14 protein-coding genes and 1 other RNA gene are annotated in these 19,257 nt (G+C 49.3%); 5 read left to right on the top strand and 10 right to left on the bottom strand.

Features of this window, described 5'->3' with window-relative positions; genetic code table 11:
* Positions 1 to 77: 77 nt before the first annotated feature.
* The 5 genes from gor to H6H02_RS21225 all read left to right on the top strand — a co-directional run bounded on the left by gor (position 78) and on the right by H6H02_RS21225 (position 3,988).
* Positions 78 to 1,478 carry a glutathione-disulfide reductase gene (gor, locus tag H6H02_RS21205; protein WP_190821446.1) on the top strand — a complete coding sequence of 467 codons (1,401 nt, stop codon included), beginning with the start codon at positions 78 to 80 and terminating at the stop codon, positions 1,476 to 1,478.
* Between the two features lie 294 nt (positions 1,479 to 1,772).
* The gene (locus tag H6H02_RS21210) at positions 1,773 to 2,354 is read left to right on the top strand and encodes a sigma-70 family RNA polymerase sigma factor (RefSeq protein WP_190821499.1); all 582 of its coding nucleotides are present in this window, start codon (positions 1,773 to 1,775) and stop codon (positions 2,352 to 2,354) included.
* Complete coding sequence (locus H6H02_RS21215; protein ID WP_190821448.1) at positions 2,351 to 2,704, top strand: hypothetical protein; 354 nt, start codon at positions 2,351 to 2,353, stop codon at positions 2,702 to 2,704. The genes H6H02_RS21210 and H6H02_RS21215 overlap by 4 nt, the downstream gene beginning before the upstream one ends.
* Positions 2,705 to 2,848: 144 nt before the next feature.
* Positions 2,849 to 3,322 carry a periplasmic heavy metal sensor gene (locus H6H02_RS21220; RefSeq protein ID WP_190821450.1) on the top strand — a complete coding sequence of 158 codons (474 nt, stop codon included), beginning with the start codon at positions 2,849 to 2,851 and terminating at the stop codon, positions 3,320 to 3,322.
* A 33-nt stretch (positions 3,323 to 3,355) separates the two neighbouring features.
* A complete protein-coding gene (locus H6H02_RS21225; protein ID WP_190821452.1) occupies positions 3,356 to 3,988 on the top strand; it encodes a YqiA/YcfP family alpha/beta fold hydrolase in 633 nt (210 codons plus the stop codon).
* Between the two features lie 580 nt (positions 3,989 to 4,568).
* On the opposite strand, the gene H6H02_RS21230 is transcribed toward H6H02_RS21225, so the two are convergent.
* The 10 genes from H6H02_RS21230 to H6H02_RS21275 all read right to left on the bottom strand — a co-directional run bounded on the left by H6H02_RS21230 (position 4,569) and on the right by H6H02_RS21275 (position 19,120).
* Positions 4,569 to 5,564, bottom strand: coding sequence for a hypothetical protein (locus tag H6H02_RS21230; protein WP_190821454.1), 996 nt, complete (start codon positions 5,562 to 5,564; stop codon positions 4,569 to 4,571).
* Between the two features lie 122 nt (positions 5,565 to 5,686).
* Complete coding sequence (locus H6H02_RS21235; protein WP_190821456.1) at positions 5,687 to 6,130, bottom strand: hypothetical protein; 444 nt, start codon at positions 6,128 to 6,130, stop codon at positions 5,687 to 5,689.
* A 338-nt stretch (positions 6,131 to 6,468) separates the two neighbouring features.
* A complete protein-coding gene (locus H6H02_RS21240) occupies positions 6,469 to 7,266 on the bottom strand; it encodes a peptidoglycan-binding domain-containing protein (protein ID WP_190821461.1) in 798 nt (265 codons plus the stop codon).
* A 102-nt stretch (positions 7,267 to 7,368) separates the two neighbouring features.
* A complete protein-coding gene (locus tag H6H02_RS21245; protein ID WP_190821463.1) occupies positions 7,369 to 8,649 on the bottom strand; it encodes a pitrilysin family protein in 1,281 nt (426 codons plus the stop codon).
* Between the two features lie 111 nt (positions 8,650 to 8,760).
* On the bottom strand, positions 8,761 to 10,029 hold the full coding sequence (locus H6H02_RS21250; RefSeq protein ID WP_190821465.1) for a pitrilysin family protein: 1,269 nt from the start codon (positions 10,027 to 10,029) through the stop codon (positions 8,761 to 8,763).
* A 195-nt stretch (positions 10,030 to 10,224) separates the two neighbouring features.
* A non-coding RNA gene (gene ssrS / locus H6H02_RS21255) (6S RNA) lies at positions 10,225 to 10,406 on the bottom strand.
* A gap of 103 nt (positions 10,407 to 10,509) precedes the next feature.
* On the bottom strand, positions 10,510 to 11,706 hold the full coding sequence (locus H6H02_RS21260) for a 5-(carboxyamino)imidazole ribonucleotide synthase (RefSeq protein WP_190821467.1): 1,197 nt from the start codon (positions 11,704 to 11,706) through the stop codon (positions 10,510 to 10,512).
* Complete coding sequence (locus H6H02_RS21265; RefSeq protein ID WP_190821469.1) at positions 11,703 to 12,194, bottom strand: pentapeptide repeat-containing protein; 492 nt, start codon at positions 12,192 to 12,194, stop codon at positions 11,703 to 11,705. Before H6H02_RS21265 ends, H6H02_RS21260 begins: the two co-directional genes overlap by 4 nt.
* A gap of 118 nt (positions 12,195 to 12,312) precedes the next feature.
* Entirely contained in the window at positions 12,313 to 12,594 is a 282-nt protein-coding gene (locus tag H6H02_RS21270; protein ID WP_190821471.1) for a DUF4242 domain-containing protein, read from the bottom strand.
* Positions 12,595 to 12,718: 124 nt separating this feature from the next.
* Entirely contained in the window at positions 12,719 to 19,120 is a 6,402-nt protein-coding gene (locus H6H02_RS21275; protein WP_190821473.1) for an AAA family ATPase, read from the bottom strand.
* Positions 19,121 to 19,257 lie beyond the last annotated feature (137 nt).

The following is a 19,257-nucleotide window of genomic DNA, read 5'->3' on the forward strand; positions in this document are numbered from 1 at the left end:
ATCTGCGGAAAATGGGAAAGCAGTAGCATCATCGTTACATCTTTTAAACTAAATGAAGAAAGAGAGGACTTCCAGTCATGGAATTTGATTACGATTTGTTTGTCATTGGTGCGGGTTCGGGAGGATTGGCGGCTTCCAAACGTGCGGCTAGCTATGGTGCGAAAGTAGCGATCGCAGAAGGCGATTTAGTGGGTGGTACCTGCGTCATTCGTGGCTGTATTCCCAAAAAATTGATGGTTTACGCCTCCAAATTTTCCCATTTGTTTGAGGATGCCGCAGGCTATGGCTGGACCGTGGGCGAGAGAAGCCTAAACTGGCAGCATCTGATTACGACTGTCGATAAGGAAGTCCATCGCCTCAGCCACTTGCATATTGGATTTCTGGAAAAAGCTGGGGTGGAGTTAATCAAGAGCCGCGCCACTTTATTAGATCCGCATACGGTGGAAGTGGATGGGCGCAAAGTCACGGCTGACAAGATTTTAATCGCCGTGGGTGGGGAAGCCATCAAGCCGAATTTACCAGGGATGGAACACACCATCACTTCTCGCGAGATATTTCTCCTCAAGGAACAGCCGAAGCACATTGTCATTATTGGCGCTGGCTATATTGCCGTGGAATTCGCCTGTATTATGCACGGACTCGGATCGAAAGTCAGTTTGTTGCTTCGCGGCGATCGCATTCTCAAAGGTTTTGATGACGATATTCGCGTTGGCATTCAAGATGCCATGTCCCATCACGGCATCAACATTATCACTAATGTTACCGGGAAAGGCATTGAGCAAACCCCAGAGGGTCTAAAGGTCGCCTTCACCGAAAAAGGCAAAGACGCAGATACAACCCTCACCGCAGACCAAGTTCTAGTCGCCATCGGTCGCGCACCTTTGTTAGGAAAACTTGGTTTAGAGAATGCGGGCGTTAAGGTTGTTAATTGTGAGGACGAAGATTTACCCAGGTTGCACGGGTACAGCGTCAACTGTGCCATCGAAGTCGATGAGTACAGCCGCACCAACCAGCCGAATATTTTCGCTGTAGGCGATTGCACCAATCGGATCAATTTAACGCCTGTCGCCATTGGCGAAGGTCGCGCTTTTGCCGATACTGAGTTTGGCAATAACCGCCGGGTATTCAATCACGAAAATGTTGCCTCCGCCGTGTTCACTCAGCCAGAAGCCGCTACGGTGGGAATCAGCGAAGCCGATGCGCGGAAAAAGTTGGGCGATGACAACGTGCAAATTTATCGCGCCCGATTCCGTCCTCTGTTCCACAGTCTCACCGGCGCGGATGAGAAAGTCATGGTCAAGTTGGTCATTGACAAAAACACCGACCGCGTGCTGGGCGCTCACATGGTGGGCGAGTATTCAGCCGAGGTGATTCAAGGAATCGCGATCGCAGTCAATATGGGAGCTACCAAAAAAGACTTCGACGCCACCGTTGGCATTCATCCTTCCACCGCCGAAGAGTTTGTCACTCTGCGATAAATTACGGCTAGGGGCAATATTATCAATTGCCCCTACAAATGTCTGCATTTGACTTGTTGAGATGAGCGATATTTTCTCTCATTTAACCTACCGTCTCAATCACACTGCCAAATCTTGATAGTTTTGTCATTAGTAAGGTCATTACTTAAGTTAAGTGGATGCACATTGAGGACTGGTATAAATATGCGCTACTTGCCTTTGAACCTTTTCCCCAAATGCCCAGTCTATAGCATTAGAAATCCAACAGTGGTAAGAGAGAGGCAATCGGTGCCAGCTGTATCAATCAATGCGCTAATGGGCGATCAACCCAAAGAAAAACCCGATCTTGACACCGATGCTTACCTGGTAAAACGGTGTCAAGAAGGCAACAAGCAGAGCTTTCGGCAACTCTACCAGCGCCATCAGCAGCGCGTCAGATCAACTCTTTACCAACTCTGCGGTACCTCATGCTTAGATGATTTGGTACAAGAAGTATTCTTACGCGCTTGGAAGGGATTACCAAAATTGCGGGAAACCGCCCATTTTTCGACTTGGCTTTATCGCATTAGCTGGAATGTTGCTTCCGATCGGCGGCGGCAATTTGCTGTAGAAACCCGAAATTTCGCGTTTTTACAGCAAAACGCTACCAATGCCTTGCCAAGTCAACAAGAATCTCCCACTCTGATGCACTTACATTATGAAGACTTAGTGCAGCGCGGACTGCAACAGCTAAGTTTCGAGCATCGCGCCGTACTGGTTCTGCACGACTTAGAAGACGTTCCACAAAAAGAGATCGCAACTATCTTGTCAATTCCAGTTGGCACAGTAAAATCTCGCCTCTTTCATGCTAGAACCTCCATGAGGCAATTTCTCCAGCAACAAGGAGTCCAAATATGACTCAGTTTCCCGATGATGACAAACCCCTGATAGAGTTTCTGCGTCAACACCGGGGTCATGTTCCCCCATCTGCACCCGATTTAGAGAGCCACATTATGCAAGCAGTGGCATCTGCGCCTCCGCAGGGGCGGAGAAAGATGTGGCTCTTGCCTTCTGCCATTGTTGCTAGTCTGCTAGTTACCTGGGCAGGATACCGCGTGCTGGTGCCGAACACTGCATCGACTGCATCCACAAACACCGCCGAACTGGAAGCGTTTCTGGCAACCAATTGGGATAGCGTCGTGGGTGAAACGCCCCCATCGTCGAACAGCCAAGAGGCAGAAACTGATTGGTTGCTCTCAGAAAATTAGTTTTTTTAGAGAATGGGTAATAGGGTAATAATCAACTGTTCTGAACGAGCTTATTGCTACTTCTTAATGACCTATGAAGAATGACTCATCGCCTTCTAACTAATTACTAACTACTAATTACTACTAACCAAGGAGATTGTTTCCGTGTCCTTACATCGTATTTCTCTGTTAGCGGTTCTCATACTATCTGTAGGTAGTGCTGTTGCTCTTGCAGATCCGAATCCCCAATCTGCCCAAATTGCCCAAAATTCGCCGGGTGCCCGTCCTCAAAGGCGCAACAAGGATGGGCTACTTCAGCAACTCAATCTTACCCAACAGCAAATGCAGCAAATGCAGGCAATTCGGCAGAAATATAGAAGCCAAATAGCGCCGCGTCAGCAAGCTCTACGTCAAGCTCGGCAAGAGCTAGCTACACTGATGAACAGTACAGCTTCCGCCAGTCAAATTCGCTCTAAAAATCAGCAAGTTGAAGAGTTGCAGCAGCAGCTACAAAAGTTGCGGTTTGAAAGTATGTTAGAAATGCGAGAAGTGATGACTCCAGAGCAACGCGCCAAGTTTGTCCAACTCATGCAACAGCGACGGCAACAAAAGGGAGAACGGGCAGGGAAAAATTTTTAGCGGCTGCTCCCCCCGAAACTACGGCTGAATTGGATGCTTGATTATATTTATCTGCATGGATTTGCCTCTAGCCCCCAGTCAGCAAAGGCGATCTATCTGCGCGATCGCTTATCTTCCCGGCAAATTTCCCTGAGAATCCTCGATCTCAACCAAGGCGACTTTTCCCATCTGACAATCACGCGGCAAATAATCCAAATCGCCGCTGAATTTCCCCCAAACCCGATGCCTGTCACTGTCCTTGGCTCCAGTTTGGGGGGTTTAACCGCGGCTTGGGTGGGAGAAAAGTACCCCCAGGTTCAGCGGTTAGTGTTGCTAGCTCCGGCGTTTGATTTTCTGACTCACTGGTTGCTCCGACTGGGGGAAGAACAACTGCAACGATGGCAGACAGAGCAGTATTTGCCGGTATATCACTATGGCGAGAAGCGATCGCTTCCTCTGCATTACCAGTTCATCACCGACGCCGCCCAATATCAAGACAAACAGTTACAGCGTCCCATTCCTACTCTGCTCCTGCATGGGCGTCACGATGAAGTGATTCCAATCGCAGCTAGCCGCGACTACGCCGCCTCACGTCCTTGGGTTGAATTCATTGAACTAGAGGACGATCACAGCTTAGGAAACGTCCTCCCTGAAATTTGGGAATTAATCGAAGCTTTTTGCGACTAATACCCTTTTGTTTCGCCGAACCTTTAGGCGTTCCGCTTCCATATAAAAAACTAAAACCCGCCTAAGGTACCGGCGGGTTTATGAACGAGCTATAAATGGTCAGGTTACTCAAACGAAAGAGGAAAATTTTTAGAAAAGTTGACGAAACCAAAAACTAACTCAACTAGGGTGGACTTATACTCGCAACAACCCTTTCCTAACTATCTGCATTCTCTACGCCGATTCAGGCAATGATCTAGATCCGCCACCAACAGTTCAAAGCGAAAAGAAGCGAATGAACTTCAGCGCGATCGCTACATTTCTTAGAGAAATACAACCGAGATCCGGTGTTGCGTTGGATAAGAGCGGGAGACACAGGCTCGAATCCGAAACTTGGTGTCGAAGGTTCTTACTTCGTTGTGTCTATATTTAAATTAGCACTTGATTCTCTCTCCCCAACTCGTTAGTTAAATTAATTCATATCCCTTTATGTTTTGAAATGCTTTAAAAAAGCTTGTTCATAAACGAAAGATTTGCGATATTCCTATAACAAAGCCCCCTCCAATATTAGGAGGGAGCTAAAAACTACCTGTTTTAGTAGTTATTGACCCGTACTGCTTGATCCACCAGTAGTAGAACCAGCCCCCGGTGTAGTGCCGGTGGTTCCGTTAGTAGTAGAACCAGCCCCCGGTGTAGTGCCGGTGGTTCCGTTAATTCCGTTAGTAGTAGAACCAGCCCCCGGTGTAGTGCCGGTGGTTCCGTTAGTAGTAGAACCAGCCCCCGGTGTAGTGCCGGTGGTTCCGTTAATTCCGTTAGTGGTAGAGCCAGCCCCTGGTGTGGTGCCAGTTGGATTTAGCGTGCCTGGGGTGCTACCAGAAGTATTCGTTCGATTTGGGTTCTGACGTACCGAAGGTGCGGTTTGAGTTGTACTAGGACTCGATTGACTGGTGCCAGAAGTATTCGTTCGATTTGATGACGGTTGAGAAGGCGTTACGTTAATGTTCGTCTGATTTCGAGTCGGTTGTTGCCCGGAACTCGGAGGAACTGTAATGTTAACATCCGGCGCTTTTTGAGCAGGCGCTGAGTTTTGTGGCTGAGGAACCTGAATCACCGTAGGAGCCTTTTCAATTGTGGTTCTTTCGATGATTCTCTCTTGGGTGGGCGGTTGAGAAGCGCCCGACGAAGAGGTATCGGGTGCGGTTGAGTTTGGTTCCAGAGAAGGCGAAGGTGAAGCTGAAGGTACGGGAACCACCACAGGCGCAGGCGCAGTGTAGTCATCTACCTGCTGATTTCGCTGGTTGAGGAAGTAGAGGGCACCGAGAGCCAACCCTAGCAGAGAAGTGAGGGCAATCCCTATCAACAAGCCTCTGGCAGCATTATTATTATCACGGATTTCTTGTCCGTCCTCGTTGACCCGGCGCTCAGAAACGCGACCATGTACATAACCGTCTCGATAGGAGCTTACTTTACCTGGGTCTACGGTGCCATTTCCGTGAACCGTATTCGTTGAGCTAGCCGGATTAGGGGGCTGAACCGGATGATTTGGGTTCTGGGGAACTTCACGGTTATCGTTGTTGCGATTTGGTAAGTTAGACATGAGTATTACTACAACTCCTGAATGGTATAAAAGCAGAAAAGGATGTTTAAAACTGTTTATGGTCAGTAGATTTGAGCAATGCTCTCTCAACCGAATTTAGCTAGGAAATGTAGCTAGGAACGTCAGGAGTCTACCTCACGCAGAGCGAGAAACATTGATTTCAATGTCCCTTTTCCTGCTTGTTTTTGAGGCGTTGGAACGAGTTCCTGAAGGTTGTCTACAGTTCTGTCAAAGATGGTTGTCTTTTTCTCGGCGCTTTGAGCGGGACTGCCATTGGGAACAGGCACAGAGGGTAGAGAGGATTCATTTCGCTGAGCGACGAAGAAGAGAGTCCCAACGAGGAAACTTACAATCGACGTGAAAGCAAGATTCATCAGCACATTAGTCAAAGCATTGGCATTCTCATCAACAATATAGTTCTGTTTCTGAAACTGTTCCTGAAAAAGACGTTCAGAATTTCGACCTTTAAGGTACTGATTCTGGTAGGAAACCTGCTCAGAATTGCCTCTACCCTCATTGACCGATTTAGGCATTAAATTCTTATCGGTTTTAGGGTGCTTGTACATGAGTGTTGATCGAACTCTTTGTGTCAATCAGGATACCGAGAAAACCCTGATTTTTTTTTAATAAATCGGCAATTACAAGCTAAGGAATTTTTTTTAACTTAGCTGTCTTGTCCTGTAAGAAATACGATATCCGTTAACCTTGCCTGAATCTATCTATCTGGGAATGGATTCTCTCCTCCATCCCAGGATTGAGATCGGAAAACCGAAAGGAAGAAGTCGGTGAAAATCGTCACCAGCTCACAACTGTTAGAAAAAACCTATGTTAAAAAAACGCAAAAAAACCCGTTTTCTGGATGAAAACGGGTTGATGTTATTTGATTTTCTGGAAATCCCGATAATTAACGCAGCAAAACGTTCCAAGTCGCTGGACCAACTACACCATCAGCGTCTAGCTTAAATCTCTGCTGAGCGGCTTGTACAGCCGTTTGAGTCCTTGCATCAAAGACTCCATTCACCGTTCCTTTGAAAAAGCCAAGGGTTCGCAGGCGCTGTTGCAACCTAGTAACGGCTGGACCTTGCGTTCCCAGCCTCAGAACTGGAAAATCGAGCTGTCTGGGCTGCTGTGGGTTCGCCCGTGTCTGAGAGCGAGAGCTAGCAGAAGAGGTTGTACGACGGTTCGTGGAGGTTCTAGCAGCCGCGGCTGGGCGGTTGGGGGCTGGAACATTCACGCTGGGACGGGGAGTTACTGCTGGTCTAGGATTGGCAGCGGTGTTTGTCGTAGTTGGGACGGGAAAAGATGCTGCTCCGGTGGTAGAAATTGCTGAAGCAGAAGCCGCGGGGATAACTAGCGGCGTCACGGCTGCGGTTGATTCCGATGGTGGAGCAACTGGAAATAGACGCCTCCAGGTTTCCGCACCCACAATTCCATCAGGCGCTAAACCAGCGGCTTGCTGAAAACGGGAAACTGCGATCGCGGTATTTTCACCATACACGCCATTGACGTCGCCATTATAGTAACCCAATAGTTTCAGGGCTGCCTGAAGTTCGGATACCTCAGCCCCTTGGCTACCAGGTCGTAACGTTTGCCGGGTGACGGTTGCGGAAGGAAATGTCTGGGCGATTTCTTGGGCATCGCCGGGAATCGCCATCAAAGGCAAAAGTAAAAAGGCAAAAGGTAAAAGAATGATGTTTTTCATTTTCACTTTTTCCTCTTGAGTTTACAAACGCGACCAGAAAAAGTGAAGAAGTTAAAGAAAAAATATTTCATTTTCACTTTTTCTTTTTACTTTTTGCCTTTTTTAATTTTTAATGTCTAATTTTTCCGCTGGTCCAACCAGAGAGACATAAGGTTCGGTGAAATACCGGCAAGCCACTTTTTGGATCAACTCTGGGGTGAGATGGGTAACTTTTTCCTGAAACTCGGTATCAAACTCAATTCCCAGCCCTAAAATTTCGTACCAGCCGAAAACTTGAGCAAGCTGAGCATTGGTTTGTTTGCCGAGAGCGTATTGACCAAGCAACTTGTTTTTGGACGCTTGCAGCTCCTGCTCGGTCAGTTGAGTCGTGCAAAGGCGTTCTACTTCAGTTCGCAAACCTTCATAGGCGATCGCGGTGTTTTCTGGTGCCGTGCCCATATATACCACAAACTGAGAGGTTTCTAGCCGAGTCGGATAAAAAGCTGAGACATCGTAAGCCAATCCCCGCTTCTCGCGCAATTCCACAAACAAGCGGCTAGAAAGACCGTTGCCCAAGTAAGTATTGAGCAGTTTCAGGCAGGCGTAGTCGGTTTCTTGCACAGATGGCGCGACGTAGCCCAGCATCACGATAGATTGCTGCGTATCTTGTGGGGTAGCGCTAGCAGTAGGTTCAGGGGTAATTTGGGGCAGGCTCAGGGTAGGGAGAGGGGTGGTTCCACTCTGCCAATCTCCAAACACTTGATTAACTAAATCAGTGGCGTCTTGAGGAGTCAGGCGACCGGCAATACTGATCACCAGGTTATCGGGACGGAAATAAGTCTGATGGTAGTCCTGGAGATCGGCGCGGCTTAAGCCAGAGACGGTGGCTTCGGTTCCCAGGCTGGAGAATCCGTAGGGATGATTCGGGTACATGGCTTGCCGCAGCTGGTCGAAGGCGATCGTGAATGGCTGTTCCTGCTGGGAGCGAATATCCTGCAAGGCGAGACGCCGTTCCAGTTCCACTTCCGCTTCTGGAAAGCTAGGCGATCGCAATAAGTCCCCTGCCAGTTGCAACATCTCTGGAAAATCTGCGGATACTGTTTTGAGACTCAGCAAAAAATAATCCGCAGCCGCATCTGCACCGAGACTCGCTCCCACTGACTCCACTTGCTCGGCAATTTCCAGGGAAGAAAGGCGATCGGTTCCTTTGGTGAGTACCGTGGATAGCAGGTGAGAAAGTCCCGCTTTTTCTTGGGGTTCCCACCGACCTCCAACCCGTGCAAAAATTCGACCAGCAATAATATCAGCCGCTGGATTTTCCACCGTAATTAATACGATGCCGTTGTCCAAAACACTGCGGTGGATAGTTGGGTTGGCGAGCGATCGCGTCACACTTTGAGTCATTCGTTGTTGAGTCCTTAGTCATTGGTCATCGGCGATCAGTCATCGATCGTGAGTGGTAGGAACAACTTACTACTCACTAATGACGAATGACTCATCACTCCTCTCATCAAGCTAACAAGGTTTGAGGATTGTGACCGCATAGCGGTACGGGGAGAGATACTGCTGCGCCAGTTGCTGAAGTTCTGTGTTCTGAAAAGACTGTATTTTTTCGGGGTAAGTCGTGGCGACTTCAGCCGCCGCAATCGTGTTGTAATACCCATACAATCCCGCTAGCTGGCTGGGTGCTTCTGTGGAAAAAGCATAGTCATTGGACAGTAAGCGTTTACAGCGAGAAAGTTCTCCCTCTGAAACGGGTGTGTTTTGCAACTCGGAGATCGCATCGCCAATGAGTGCCTCTACTCGATCGAGATTCTCTGGCGCGAGGCAGGCATTAATCGTAAACAAACTAGAATCCCGTTGGAGGGAGAAACTACTACTAATGTTCTGGACTAATTGCTGCTGTTCTCGCAAGTTTCTGATCAGTCGGGAAGACCGCCCTTCTGCCAACAGTACCGAGATCAAGTCTAAGCCGTAGGCATTTCGCAACTGCTCTACCCCCGGTCCCACCCATGCCATCATCAAACGAGCTTGTCCTAGCCTGGGTAAGTGGATTTCCTGACGCCGAATTTCTATCATCGGAGGTTCGGCTTCAGCTTCAGCCAGAGGACACTCCAACGGCGGGGCGAAGTGCTGGAATGAGCGATTCACCAGTTCTAGTGCGGGTTCTTTCTCAACTCCCCCAACAATCACGACGGTCATGTTTTCCGGTTGGTAATGGGAGCGATGGAAGCGACGCATCTCTTGGGGCGATCGCTCCATCAAATGGGCTTCTGTTCCTAGGATGGGACGTCCGTAAGGATGGCGCTGGTAAATGCTTTCTGTCAGCGCTTGGAATCCAATAAAGTCGGGATCGTCGTAACTCTGGCGGATTTCCTCTAAAACTACATCGCGTTCCCGGATAAATTCTTCTTCGGGGATCGCCGCGTTTAAGAGAATGTCTGCCAGGGCAGGCAAGGTATTTTCTAAATACTGAGCGGCTGTAACAATAAAGAAATGGGCGTAGTCGTGGCTGGTTGCCGCGTTCGTCATGCCGCCAGTATTTTCAATCACTTGATCAAATACACCGGGCGGTAGTCGGTCGGTGCCTTTGAAAATCATGTGTTCCAGAAAGTGAGCCATGCCCGACCACTCTTCTGTCTCAGCGATCGCTCCCGCCCTCACCCAAACGTCCACCACAACCACTGGTGTCGCTGGGATGTGTTGATAAATCACTGTTAAGCCGTTGTCCAGCTTGAATACCTCAGCTGGAAATTTTGAAGTAGTATTTAAGAGTTGCAACAAACTTTTTATTTTCTAACTCTAGTTAGATGCGATTCAATTATCCTAGCGCCTAACGCTAAAAAATTATCATTTGTCGATCCAAAGTTGGCAGCTTTGCATCCATTATTTAAGAAATACAATCAAATTTTTAAACTTTCAGCTACATAATATACAAAAATCCCCTTCTCTCTTGGACAAGGGGATTTTAATTCTATTAGGTTCACCGCAACGCCGTTTTACCTCAGTTTATGACCTGGATAAACCAGGTGGGCACCGAATGTCTGACTTAAAGTTTCCGGGTACTTGCCCGGTCTACTGCTGTCAGAGCTTTATGGTTCCCGTTAGAACAAGGCAAGATCAAAAAACGTTATTGGCAGTCACCAACGCCGCAGCTTAACCTAAAAATTATTATAGCAAAGGAGCTAGGCTGTCGGGGAGTGGAAGAATCTCATTCAATTAGTTACTCCTAACCCCTACCTTTCAACCTCTCAGTCCTAATCCTCAGTCCTCTGAATACCAGATAGATTCAATCGTTTGGGCGATCGCTTCTGCCTCAGCACGGTTGGCTGTTTCTAGCAAAACGGTGACGTGACCGAGTTTTCGACCGGGACGAGATTCGGTTTTGCCGTACCAGTGGACGTGAGTGTGAGACAACTGAGCTAGCTGTTGCCGTTTGGCAAGATAATCGCTCTGGGAATGCTCGTAACCGAGTAAATTCACCATGACAGCGCCCCCACTTTTGAGATCGGGATTGCCTAAAGGGAGACCGCTGACGGCTCTAAGTTGCTGTTCAAATTGGGACGTTTCGCAGGCATCAAGGGTAAAGTGTCCGGAGTTGTGAGTGCGGGGAGCAATTTCATTCACCAACACTTTCCCCGATGCGGTTAAAAATAGCTCAATGCCGAAGACGCCAACCGCTTGCAGGCTATCGAGAAGCTTATGTGCGATCGCTTTCACCTCTTGTTCCACCGTTGGCGTAATTGCCGCTGGCACCAAGACGCGCCGACACACTTGATCTACCTGCTGAGTTTCTACGACAGGGTAAGTCACCACCTCACCAGCAGCAGAACGAGCCGCAATAATCGCTAATTCTCGCTCAAAAGGCACAAATTCTTCTAACAACACTGGCGCATATTTGAGTCGCTGCCAAGTTGACTCTAGGGCGTGACTATCTTGAATGATGAAGGTGCCTTGACCATCGTAGCCGCCGCGTCGGGCTTTTAGAACGACGGGAAAATCCAGGTTTTGGAGGTTCAGGGGGTGAGTAAATGATTTTGGAAGATTGACTTCCTGATTCCCGGCTTCCCCCTCCAGCGTCGTAAAACTGGGAGTTGGCAAGCCGATATCTTCTAAATAGCAACGCTGATCGTATTTATCTAGCAGCGGCGCTAATACTTCCAGTCCAGGGCGAAAGCAGACGCCTTGCTGGACAAGGGAATCTAAAGCTTCCAGGTTAATAAATTCGTTTTCAAAAGTAATAACATCGCAGCGAGACGCTAACTCGGCTGTAGCGGCAGCATCATCAATAGGGGCAAAAATGATGGAAGATGCGATTGCGCTTCCCGCACGCTTCGCTAACGCAACCGCTGGATCGCGATCGCTAGGCGTCTGTACAACCAATTCAATCCCCAACACCTCTGCTGCACCTGCCATCATCCAGGCTAGCTGTCCGCCCCCAATTACTCCTACACGCTTCATCGACACCCCAAAGACTCACGAGTTGCGATACCAGTTTTAGAATTTACACCAGATGCTTTAATACAGAGTTCATTTATTTGCGCCCCATCTAAAATTGCATCAGTGAAGTCGGCACCAGCGATATTTACACCGTCAAATATAGTACGCAACAGGATACTTTCTACCAAAACGGCATCGCTTAAATCCGCGCCGTTGAGTTTTACCTGATCGACCATTGCATTGGTTAAATCTGCCCCGTGTAAATTGGCATTCGTCATCACCGATGCACTTAAAATCGCCCCTTTTAAGTCCGCACCTTCAAAGTTAGCGAGTTCCATGTTGGCGTTGGAAAACTCAGCCACCTGCAAAATTTGACCGGAGAAATCCTTGGCTTTCAGTTCGGCATTGCTATATGACAAGGGAGGCGGGTAGTATCCTGCTTGTGCTGGGAATGCCCAGATAAAGAGAACGACGGTTAGTAGGAACGCAGCTAGTTTCCGAAAGGTCATAAAAAAGCGTTTTAAAACGCGCTATAGAGTTGGCTATCTTTCAGGTTAGTGTATTGTGGAATCCTTCAGGATGCGAACCAGACTCTTAAAATTTTGTGAGACCACAAAGATTCTGGAATTAGGGGCAATTAGCCCGACTTGAGAGAACAGCCGGTTCCAAAATATCAACTGTCCAGATCCGGGCGAAGGGTAAGCCAGCTTTCCGAAAGGACTTCCGCACAGTTTCAGCATCAGGTGCTTCAAATTCGCAAACGACCTGAGTGCGATCGCGTGCCATCATCGAGCGAATCCAATGAACATTGTGTGCCCGATGACAGGGTATCCCGATCTCAAGATCGTGGTTCCACTTCTCGTCGGTGATCGGTGGCTCAAATATCTTTTGTACGAGGACGCGCACCATATTTTTCTCCTGATTGATTGAGCAATTTAGGTTTTTAAATACAGGACTTACGCACTGAACATTTGAAGCCTAGATACCCCCTAACCCCCCGATAAATTGGCAGGAATTGGAAAAATCCTCCTTTTTAAGGGGGATGCAAGGGGGATTTCTGCATAAGTCTAAGATCCTGCGGTAAGCGATTGATGGCGGTTTGGGCACGAACGCTCAATACGCGAGGGTCAATTTGCTGCTGTAAGCTTTCAAATAGCTCTGCGGCACGCTGATGTTCTCCCAAAGTCAGTTTCCCCCGAATTAATGCAGCCCCAGCTAGGGCAATTTCACTGGGATGATCCACAATTTGCGCGGCATGAAGTGCTTCTTGAGCGCGGGCGATCGCTAATTCAACGCGACCCCTTTCCAGATCCCTCCCTGCTGCAAAGCTCAGGGTATAAGCTAGCATTCGGTTCGCATCGATCTGGCGCAGGGTGGATAATGCTGGCTCAAGTGCTTCTTCAGCACCGATTTCTCCGATAACATAACGGGCGAGCGAACTCAGGGCAACGGCGAATGGCCCTTCGCTGCCTTCACCACTAATTTTTGTGGCAACTGCTGCCAATTCCTCACAATAAGCGATCGCATCTCTCGGATTGCCCGCTTCCAACTCGGTCATTGCCAAATAAGTCAAACAAGCAGACTCTCGCCAGCGATCCTGTTCGGCTTGCGCCATTCGCCATGCTTGTTCCAAAAGAGAACGCGCTGCGGGGAAATCAGCCGCATGACGGCGCACGCATCCCAATCCACAAGGAATATCGATAATTTCTAGCCCAACTCTCGCTGCAAGCGGCTGTGCTTCTAGCAACAGCGCCTCGGCACGGGGCATCTCGCGTTCGGTTTCGGCAAGGCACCAACCGCTGTGAGCCAGCATTCGGGCGGTAGTCGCCGGACTTGCCAATCGTCCTCGTTCCACGGCTTGGAGCGAGTGTTCGCGGACGCCCATGAGGTTTCCGCGATCGTAGTTCAGCACGATTAAGGCTTCTAGAGCGATCGCTTCTTCATCCTTCAAACCAAGGGCGCTAGCTTCGGCAATCAGTTGATGCAGGTTGTTTTCAAGTTGGGAAATTTGATTTCTGCTCACTCCTGCCAGAACATAAACTTTTAGCAGTCCGATGTGAAGCCGAACCCGTAAAGTCTTCTCAAGGTTCTGGCAATGCTGGATTCCCCGTTGAGCCAGTTCTGATGCTTCTGAGTAAGCGAACTGGCGCAAGCAACGTTCGGCGGCTGCTTGGAAAGCTGAGGCTGCTAAGGAATCATGACCCCCCAATGACGCATGATGCGCGACTTCGCTGGCTTTGGCGTTATCAGGGACCGAGAGACGATTCAAAGCCTGGGCAATTTGCAAATGCACCAGGCGGCGACGGGGTTCTGACAACTGGTGATAAGCGACTTTCCGCACAACATCATGAGCAAAGTCATAGCCAGTTTCGTTATTTAATAAAGTTCCTGGATGGATAATCCCCTGCCGCTCCAGTTCTTCCACGGCTAAAAGTAATTTAGAGAGCGGATAGTCGGCAACCCGTGCCACGATTGTCGGATTGAAACTTCGTCCCAATGCAGCTGCCCAAGGTAAAAGTTCTCGCGCCGGTTCGTCGAGTTGCCGCAATCGGTCTTGAATCAAGGCTTCCAGATTGTCGGAGTAAGCCGTGTCATGCTGGGCTAGGGCACGAGCCACTTCTAGAGCGAATAGGGGATTCCCGCCACTATCCACAAAGACGCGGTTGCCATCAACATCGATATTCACCGAGCGAGTCAGCTGAACCACTTGCGCTTGATTTAATAGTGGCAGTGAGATGGTTTGCACCCGCTCCTCCCGCCGTAGCGCTTGCACCAGCTTACACACAGGCACATTATTTGATAACTCGCGTTGACGAGCAGAGAGGGCAAACCGAACGGAGGAATGACCCAGCAGGCGGATTGCATAATGCAGGAGTGCCGTAGATGCCTCGTCCAGCCACTGAATGTCATCCAGGATGATGATGGTTTGTTTGCCATTGCTCGAAAGTTGGGAGAGTAGGTTGACTACCGCATCGAATAGCTGAGAGCGATCGCCCGGATCTCTTCTTCCCTCCATTTCCGGAAATAGGGAACTCAGTTCTGCTGGCAATTGCGATCCTGAATCACGAGCGATCGCCCGCAGTGCATCAATCCAGACTCCATACGGTCGCAGCATTTCCGCCTCAAACCCGCGTCCCCAAACGACGCAACCGTTACTCGTGACAACGGAAGCCAGTTCTTCCAGCAGGCGCGTCTTCCCAATTCCCGATTCGCCAACCAGTAAGAGGATTTCTGAAACGACCATCCGGGTATCGGATGCCATCCAATTACAGATTGTCGCCCATTCCCGCTCTCGCCCGATTAGGGGAGCCAAGAATCGGGGCTGATTCTCTCCCCGGCTCCCAGTTTCCACTGCCCCCAGCGCCTTCAATGCAGCCTTTTGGGCGTCTGTTAATCCGGTGACTCCGGTGATATTCATTCCCTCATAGGGTCGATCTGCCCTTAAGGTTTTTACACACTCACCCGTCTGCACATCCCAAAGCTTAATGGTTTCATCCTGGCTGCCACTCGCGACCCTGCGGCTATCAAGGCTGAAGATTACTGACCAGACTAAATTGGTGTGTCCCTGCAAGGTATGAAGACAAGAACCGTTTTGGACATCCCAAAGCTTTACTGTCTGGTCGCTACTCGCACTGGCAAGGATTTGACCATCTGGACTAAAGGCAACTGACCAAACTCGGCTGGTGTGTCCTGCCAAGGTGCGTCGGCACTCTCCTGTCCGCACGTCCCATAACTTAATACTGTGGTCGCCACTTCCACTCGCCAAGGTTTGACCATCTGGGCTAAAGACAACTGACCAAACCCAATTGGTATGTCCCTGGAATGTCTGAGCGCATTGTCCCGTCTGGACATCCCAAAGTTTCACTGTTTGGTCGTAACTGCCACTCGCCAGAGTATGACCATCCGGGCTAAAAGCGATCGCGCAAACCCAACTGGCGTGTCCCTGCAAGGTGCGTTGGCAAAGCCCTGTGTCAATATTCCAAAGCTTCACCGTCTGATCATCACTACCACTGGCAAGGGTTCGACCATCGGGGCTGAAGGCAACTGACCAAATCCCGCAAGTATGCTCTTGCAAGGTTTGGCGGCAACGTCCGGTGTCAAGATCCCAAAGCTTCACCATTTGGTCGCCACTCCCACTGGCGAGAGTCTGACCGTCTGGGCTAAAGGCAACAGCAGAAACTGAGCTGATGTGACCTTGCAAGGTTTGAACGCATTTCCCCGTACCGAGATCCCACAATTTAACGGTGCGATCGTCGTTCCCACTTGCCAAGATGCGACCATCTGGACTCAACGCCAGCGATCGCACTCGGTTCGCATAACCCTGTAAGGTTCTGCGACATTGACCCGTGGGAGCGTGCCACAGCTTCACAGTATGGTCGCCACTACCGCTTGCCAGGATTTCTCCATCCGGGCTGAATGCCACCGACCGCACCCAATTTTGGTGCCCCCATAATGTTTGGTAGCATTCCCCAGTCCGAACTCGCCACAGCTTCACGCTGCGGTCTTCGCTGCCACTCGCTACCGTTTGACCATCCGGGCTGAAAGAAAGCGATCGCACCCAATTTCCATGCCCTTTGAGGGTTCGGCGGCATTCACCCGTCTTAAAATTCCAAAGTTTAATTGTATGGTCGCTACTACTGCTGGCTAAGGTTTGACCATCCGGGCTAAAGGCGACTGACCAGACTCGCTCAGCGTGTCCTTGTAGTGTTTGATAACATTGACTGGTTTTAAGATCCCACAGCTTGATGATTCGATCGTCGCTGCCAGTCGCCAGGGTTTTTCCGTCGGGGCTAAACGCTACCGACCGTACCCAATTTTCGTGACCCTGAAGCGTTTGGCAGCACTGTCCTGACTGGACATCCCACAACTTGACCGTTCGATCCTCACTCCCGCTGGCTAGGGTTTGACCATCCGGACTAAAAGCGACTGACCAGACTTGGTGGGCGTGTTCTTGCAAAGTCTGGAGGCATTGTCCTGTCTTGAGATCCCACAGTTTAATCGTTTTATCATCGCTACCACTCGCCAGGATATTACCTTGAGGACAAAAAGCGACCGACCAAACCCAATTGGTATGTCCCTGGCAGGTCAGTAAATTTTTCCCATCTGCTACTCTCCACACCCGCACCTCGCGGTTCGTATCGCCGGTTGCCAGAAGTTCTCCGTCTGGACTAAAAGCAACGGCGAGGGCGAAGCTCAAGGGTTCGGTAAACACCGTTTTGGACAGGTCGGCATGAGCAAGATTGACCTGATGTAAATTCACTTCTCGTAAATCAGCCTGCCAGAGGGTGAGATGAGAGAAGTCATAACCTGTTAAGTCTTTTTGCAATTGAACCAGCAGATTGAGGATATTGCCACCTGCATATCCGGGTTGTCGCGACCATTCATTTCGCAGTTTTGAAAGCAGTTGAGTCAGCTGTTGCTCAACGTTGTATTGCCCGTACAGTCGGGTAATTAAAGTGTTTAAAACGGGTTTAACAATTTGTTGAATCTGAATTTCTCGGATATAGTCTTTGCCTTGAGGCTTGAGCAATGCGTGGCTGTGCAGGATGGGAATTGGAAGGGATGTCTGGTTTTCTGCTCCCAATTCTTGAATTTTTTCACAAACTTGGGCAATCAATCGCTCAGTGATGTACTCCATCACGACAGGTTGCTGAGTATAGCTGCCCGACTGCTTTTCAATTAGCGATCGCCAACTGAGAGAACCCAATGCTTCTACTAGGTCTGCACGAGCAACGCTGGGAACGATATCATCTGCCAATTCCGAGAAAGTTGTCCATTCTCGATTAATGGCAAGCCAAAACATAATTGTTTTTTCTAAGGGAGAGCAACGCTGACACTGCTGGTCTAGCAGTCTGTGAATCCCATTAAAAATCGTGGTGTTTTGAGCGAGAAAATCTTGAATCTTGCCATCGAAAACATCTTGAATGGAAGTGGCAACAATCTTTAACGCCAAAGGATTACAGCCGTAGAACTCACACAAATGCTGTTGCTGTGCTTCAGTTCCAATCAATCCTTTTGCTTGAATTAATGCTTGAGCTGCCTCTGGTGAACCGCTTAGTTGCAAGGTTCGCACAGGTAACGGTGAATTCCTATCAACTACGCCTTCTAAGATGCCCACCTCAGTAGGCTTCTCCCGACTGGTCAGCACCAGGCAACTTTGATGGGCAGTTTCTGCGATCGCGCGTAGCAGTTCCTCGTACCCTTCATAGCCATGACGATATTGCCCCGGACAACTCACCTGAAAAAGGGTTTCTGCATTGTCCAAAATTATCAGGCAACGAGAACTCCGCAGCCAATATATCAGTCGTTCAATTCCACCTCCTGTCTCCTGTTGCTCTGATAGAAAAGAGATTAAGTCGTGAAAAAGAGTCTCTAACGTGGGAGCATTCCGTAGCGATCGCCAAATTACACACTCAAACTCTCCTTGGATTTCCTGCGCTAGTTTTGCAGACAAGGCAGTTTTCCCAATTCCACCCATGCCTAATAAGACAACTAGCCGACAGCGATTCTGTAAAATGCACTGCTTGAGCGTGTTTAGCTCCTCTGTCCTTCCGTAAAACAGGGTAACATCGTTGATTTCGCCCCAGTCGCAACGAGGTTGCGGGTCATTTTGAGTGGGTGTATTTAATTCAGAATTTATCTCCAGTAACTCAGAACTCTTGTCTGGACTTCTAATCCCTTCAGCATCTTCATTGATTAAGCGATCGTAGAGATCGCGGGTAATCGGGCTGGGATCGATTCCTAACTCTTCCCGTAAAAGCGTCATGCAGCGGTGGTAGATTCGCAAGGCACTCGCGCGATCGCCATTCAGTGCGTGCAGTTGCATCAAGTCCCCATAAGTTGCTTCGTTGAGCGCGTCAACTTCTAACAACTGCTGGGCATAGCGCATCGCCGTCCGGATATCTCGTTGCTCCTTTAACAGGCGAACCAACCACTCCAATCCTTGGATAAAAATTTGTCGCAGTCGTTCCTGTTCCGGAAAAATCCATTCGTCGTAACAGTTGGGCAGTAAATCCCCCTGATAGAGGGCTACCGCCTGCTCTAACAACGTTCGGACGGTTTTCTGGTCAGCCGCTCGTTCTGCCTCCTCCGCTTGAGCAACCACCCGCTCAAACTCTGCAACATCCAACGTAAAAGGTGCATCTGAGCGCCACTGTAGCGTTTTTGTATCCACTTCAATGAATCGATCCGCGTCCGGCAAAACCCGCCGTAAGTGGTGCAGTTCTCTTCTCAGGTTCGTTCGGGCTTGCTCGTCCGTGGAGTCAGCCCAAAACAGGGAAGCTAGACGCTGACGAGGCTGAGGCGTGCCGCTGTGCAGCACCAGATATGCCAGCAACGATTGCGATCGCTCCCCGCTCACGTCTGTCAGCGGCCTTTCGCCATAAGTTAGGCGAAAGCCACCCAGCAACAATATCTGTAAAGTAGGCAGCATCATATTTTACTCTGCCCGTAGAGGGTAGCCAGTCTATAACCTTTAGCGATTTACTGACAGATGCTAGCGATCGCGGTTAATACTCATCAACTTATAACTGCTATCTGTCACTATTGTTAGAAATAAATTATTAAATTCTA

The organism is Coleofasciculus sp. FACHB-1120 (assembly GCF_014698845.1).
In the GTDB taxonomy this organism is placed as follows: Bacteria; Cyanobacteriota; Cyanobacteriia; order Cyanobacteriales; family FACHB-T130; genus FACHB-T130.

Excerpts from the sequence above, each read along its gene's own strand:
- gor (WP_190821446.1), top strand. The coding sequence starts at position 78 with ATGGAATTTGATTACGATTTGTTTGTCATTGGTGCGGGTTCGGGAGGA.
- H6H02_RS21210 (WP_190821499.1), top strand. The coding sequence starts at position 1,773 with ATGGGCGATCAACCCAAAGAAAAACCCGATCTTGACACCGATGCTTAC.
- H6H02_RS21215 (WP_190821448.1), top strand. The coding sequence starts at position 2,351 with ATGACTCAGTTTCCCGATGATGACAAACCCCTGATAGAGTTTCTGCGT.
- H6H02_RS21225 (WP_190821452.1), top strand. The coding sequence starts at position 3,356 with ATGCTTGATTATATTTATCTGCATGGATTTGCCTCTAGCCCCCAGTCA.
- H6H02_RS21230 (WP_190821454.1), bottom strand. The coding sequence starts at position 5,564 with ATGTCTAACTTACCAAATCGCAACAACGATAACCGTGAAGTTCCCCAG.
- H6H02_RS21235 (WP_190821456.1), bottom strand. The coding sequence starts at position 6,130 with ATGTACAAGCACCCTAAAACCGATAAGAATTTAATGCCTAAATCGGTC.
- H6H02_RS21240 (WP_190821461.1), bottom strand. The coding sequence starts at position 7,266 with ATGAAAAACATCATTCTTTTACCTTTTGCCTTTTTACTTTTGCCTTTG.
- H6H02_RS21245 (WP_190821463.1), bottom strand. The coding sequence starts at position 8,649 with ATGACTCAAAGTGTGACGCGATCGCTCGCCAACCCAACTATCCACCGC.
- H6H02_RS21260 (WP_190821467.1), bottom strand. The coding sequence starts at position 11,706 with ATGAAGCGTGTAGGAGTAATTGGGGGCGGACAGCTAGCCTGGATGATG.
- H6H02_RS21265 (WP_190821469.1), bottom strand. The coding sequence starts at position 12,194 with ATGACCTTTCGGAAACTAGCTGCGTTCCTACTAACCGTCGTTCTCTTT.
- H6H02_RS21270 (WP_190821471.1), bottom strand. The coding sequence starts at position 12,594 with ATGGTGCGCGTCCTCGTACAAAAGATATTTGAGCCACCGATCACCGAC.
- H6H02_RS21275 (WP_190821473.1), bottom strand. The coding sequence starts at position 19,120 with ATGATGCTGCCTACTTTACAGATATTGTTGCTGGGTGGCTTTCGCCTA.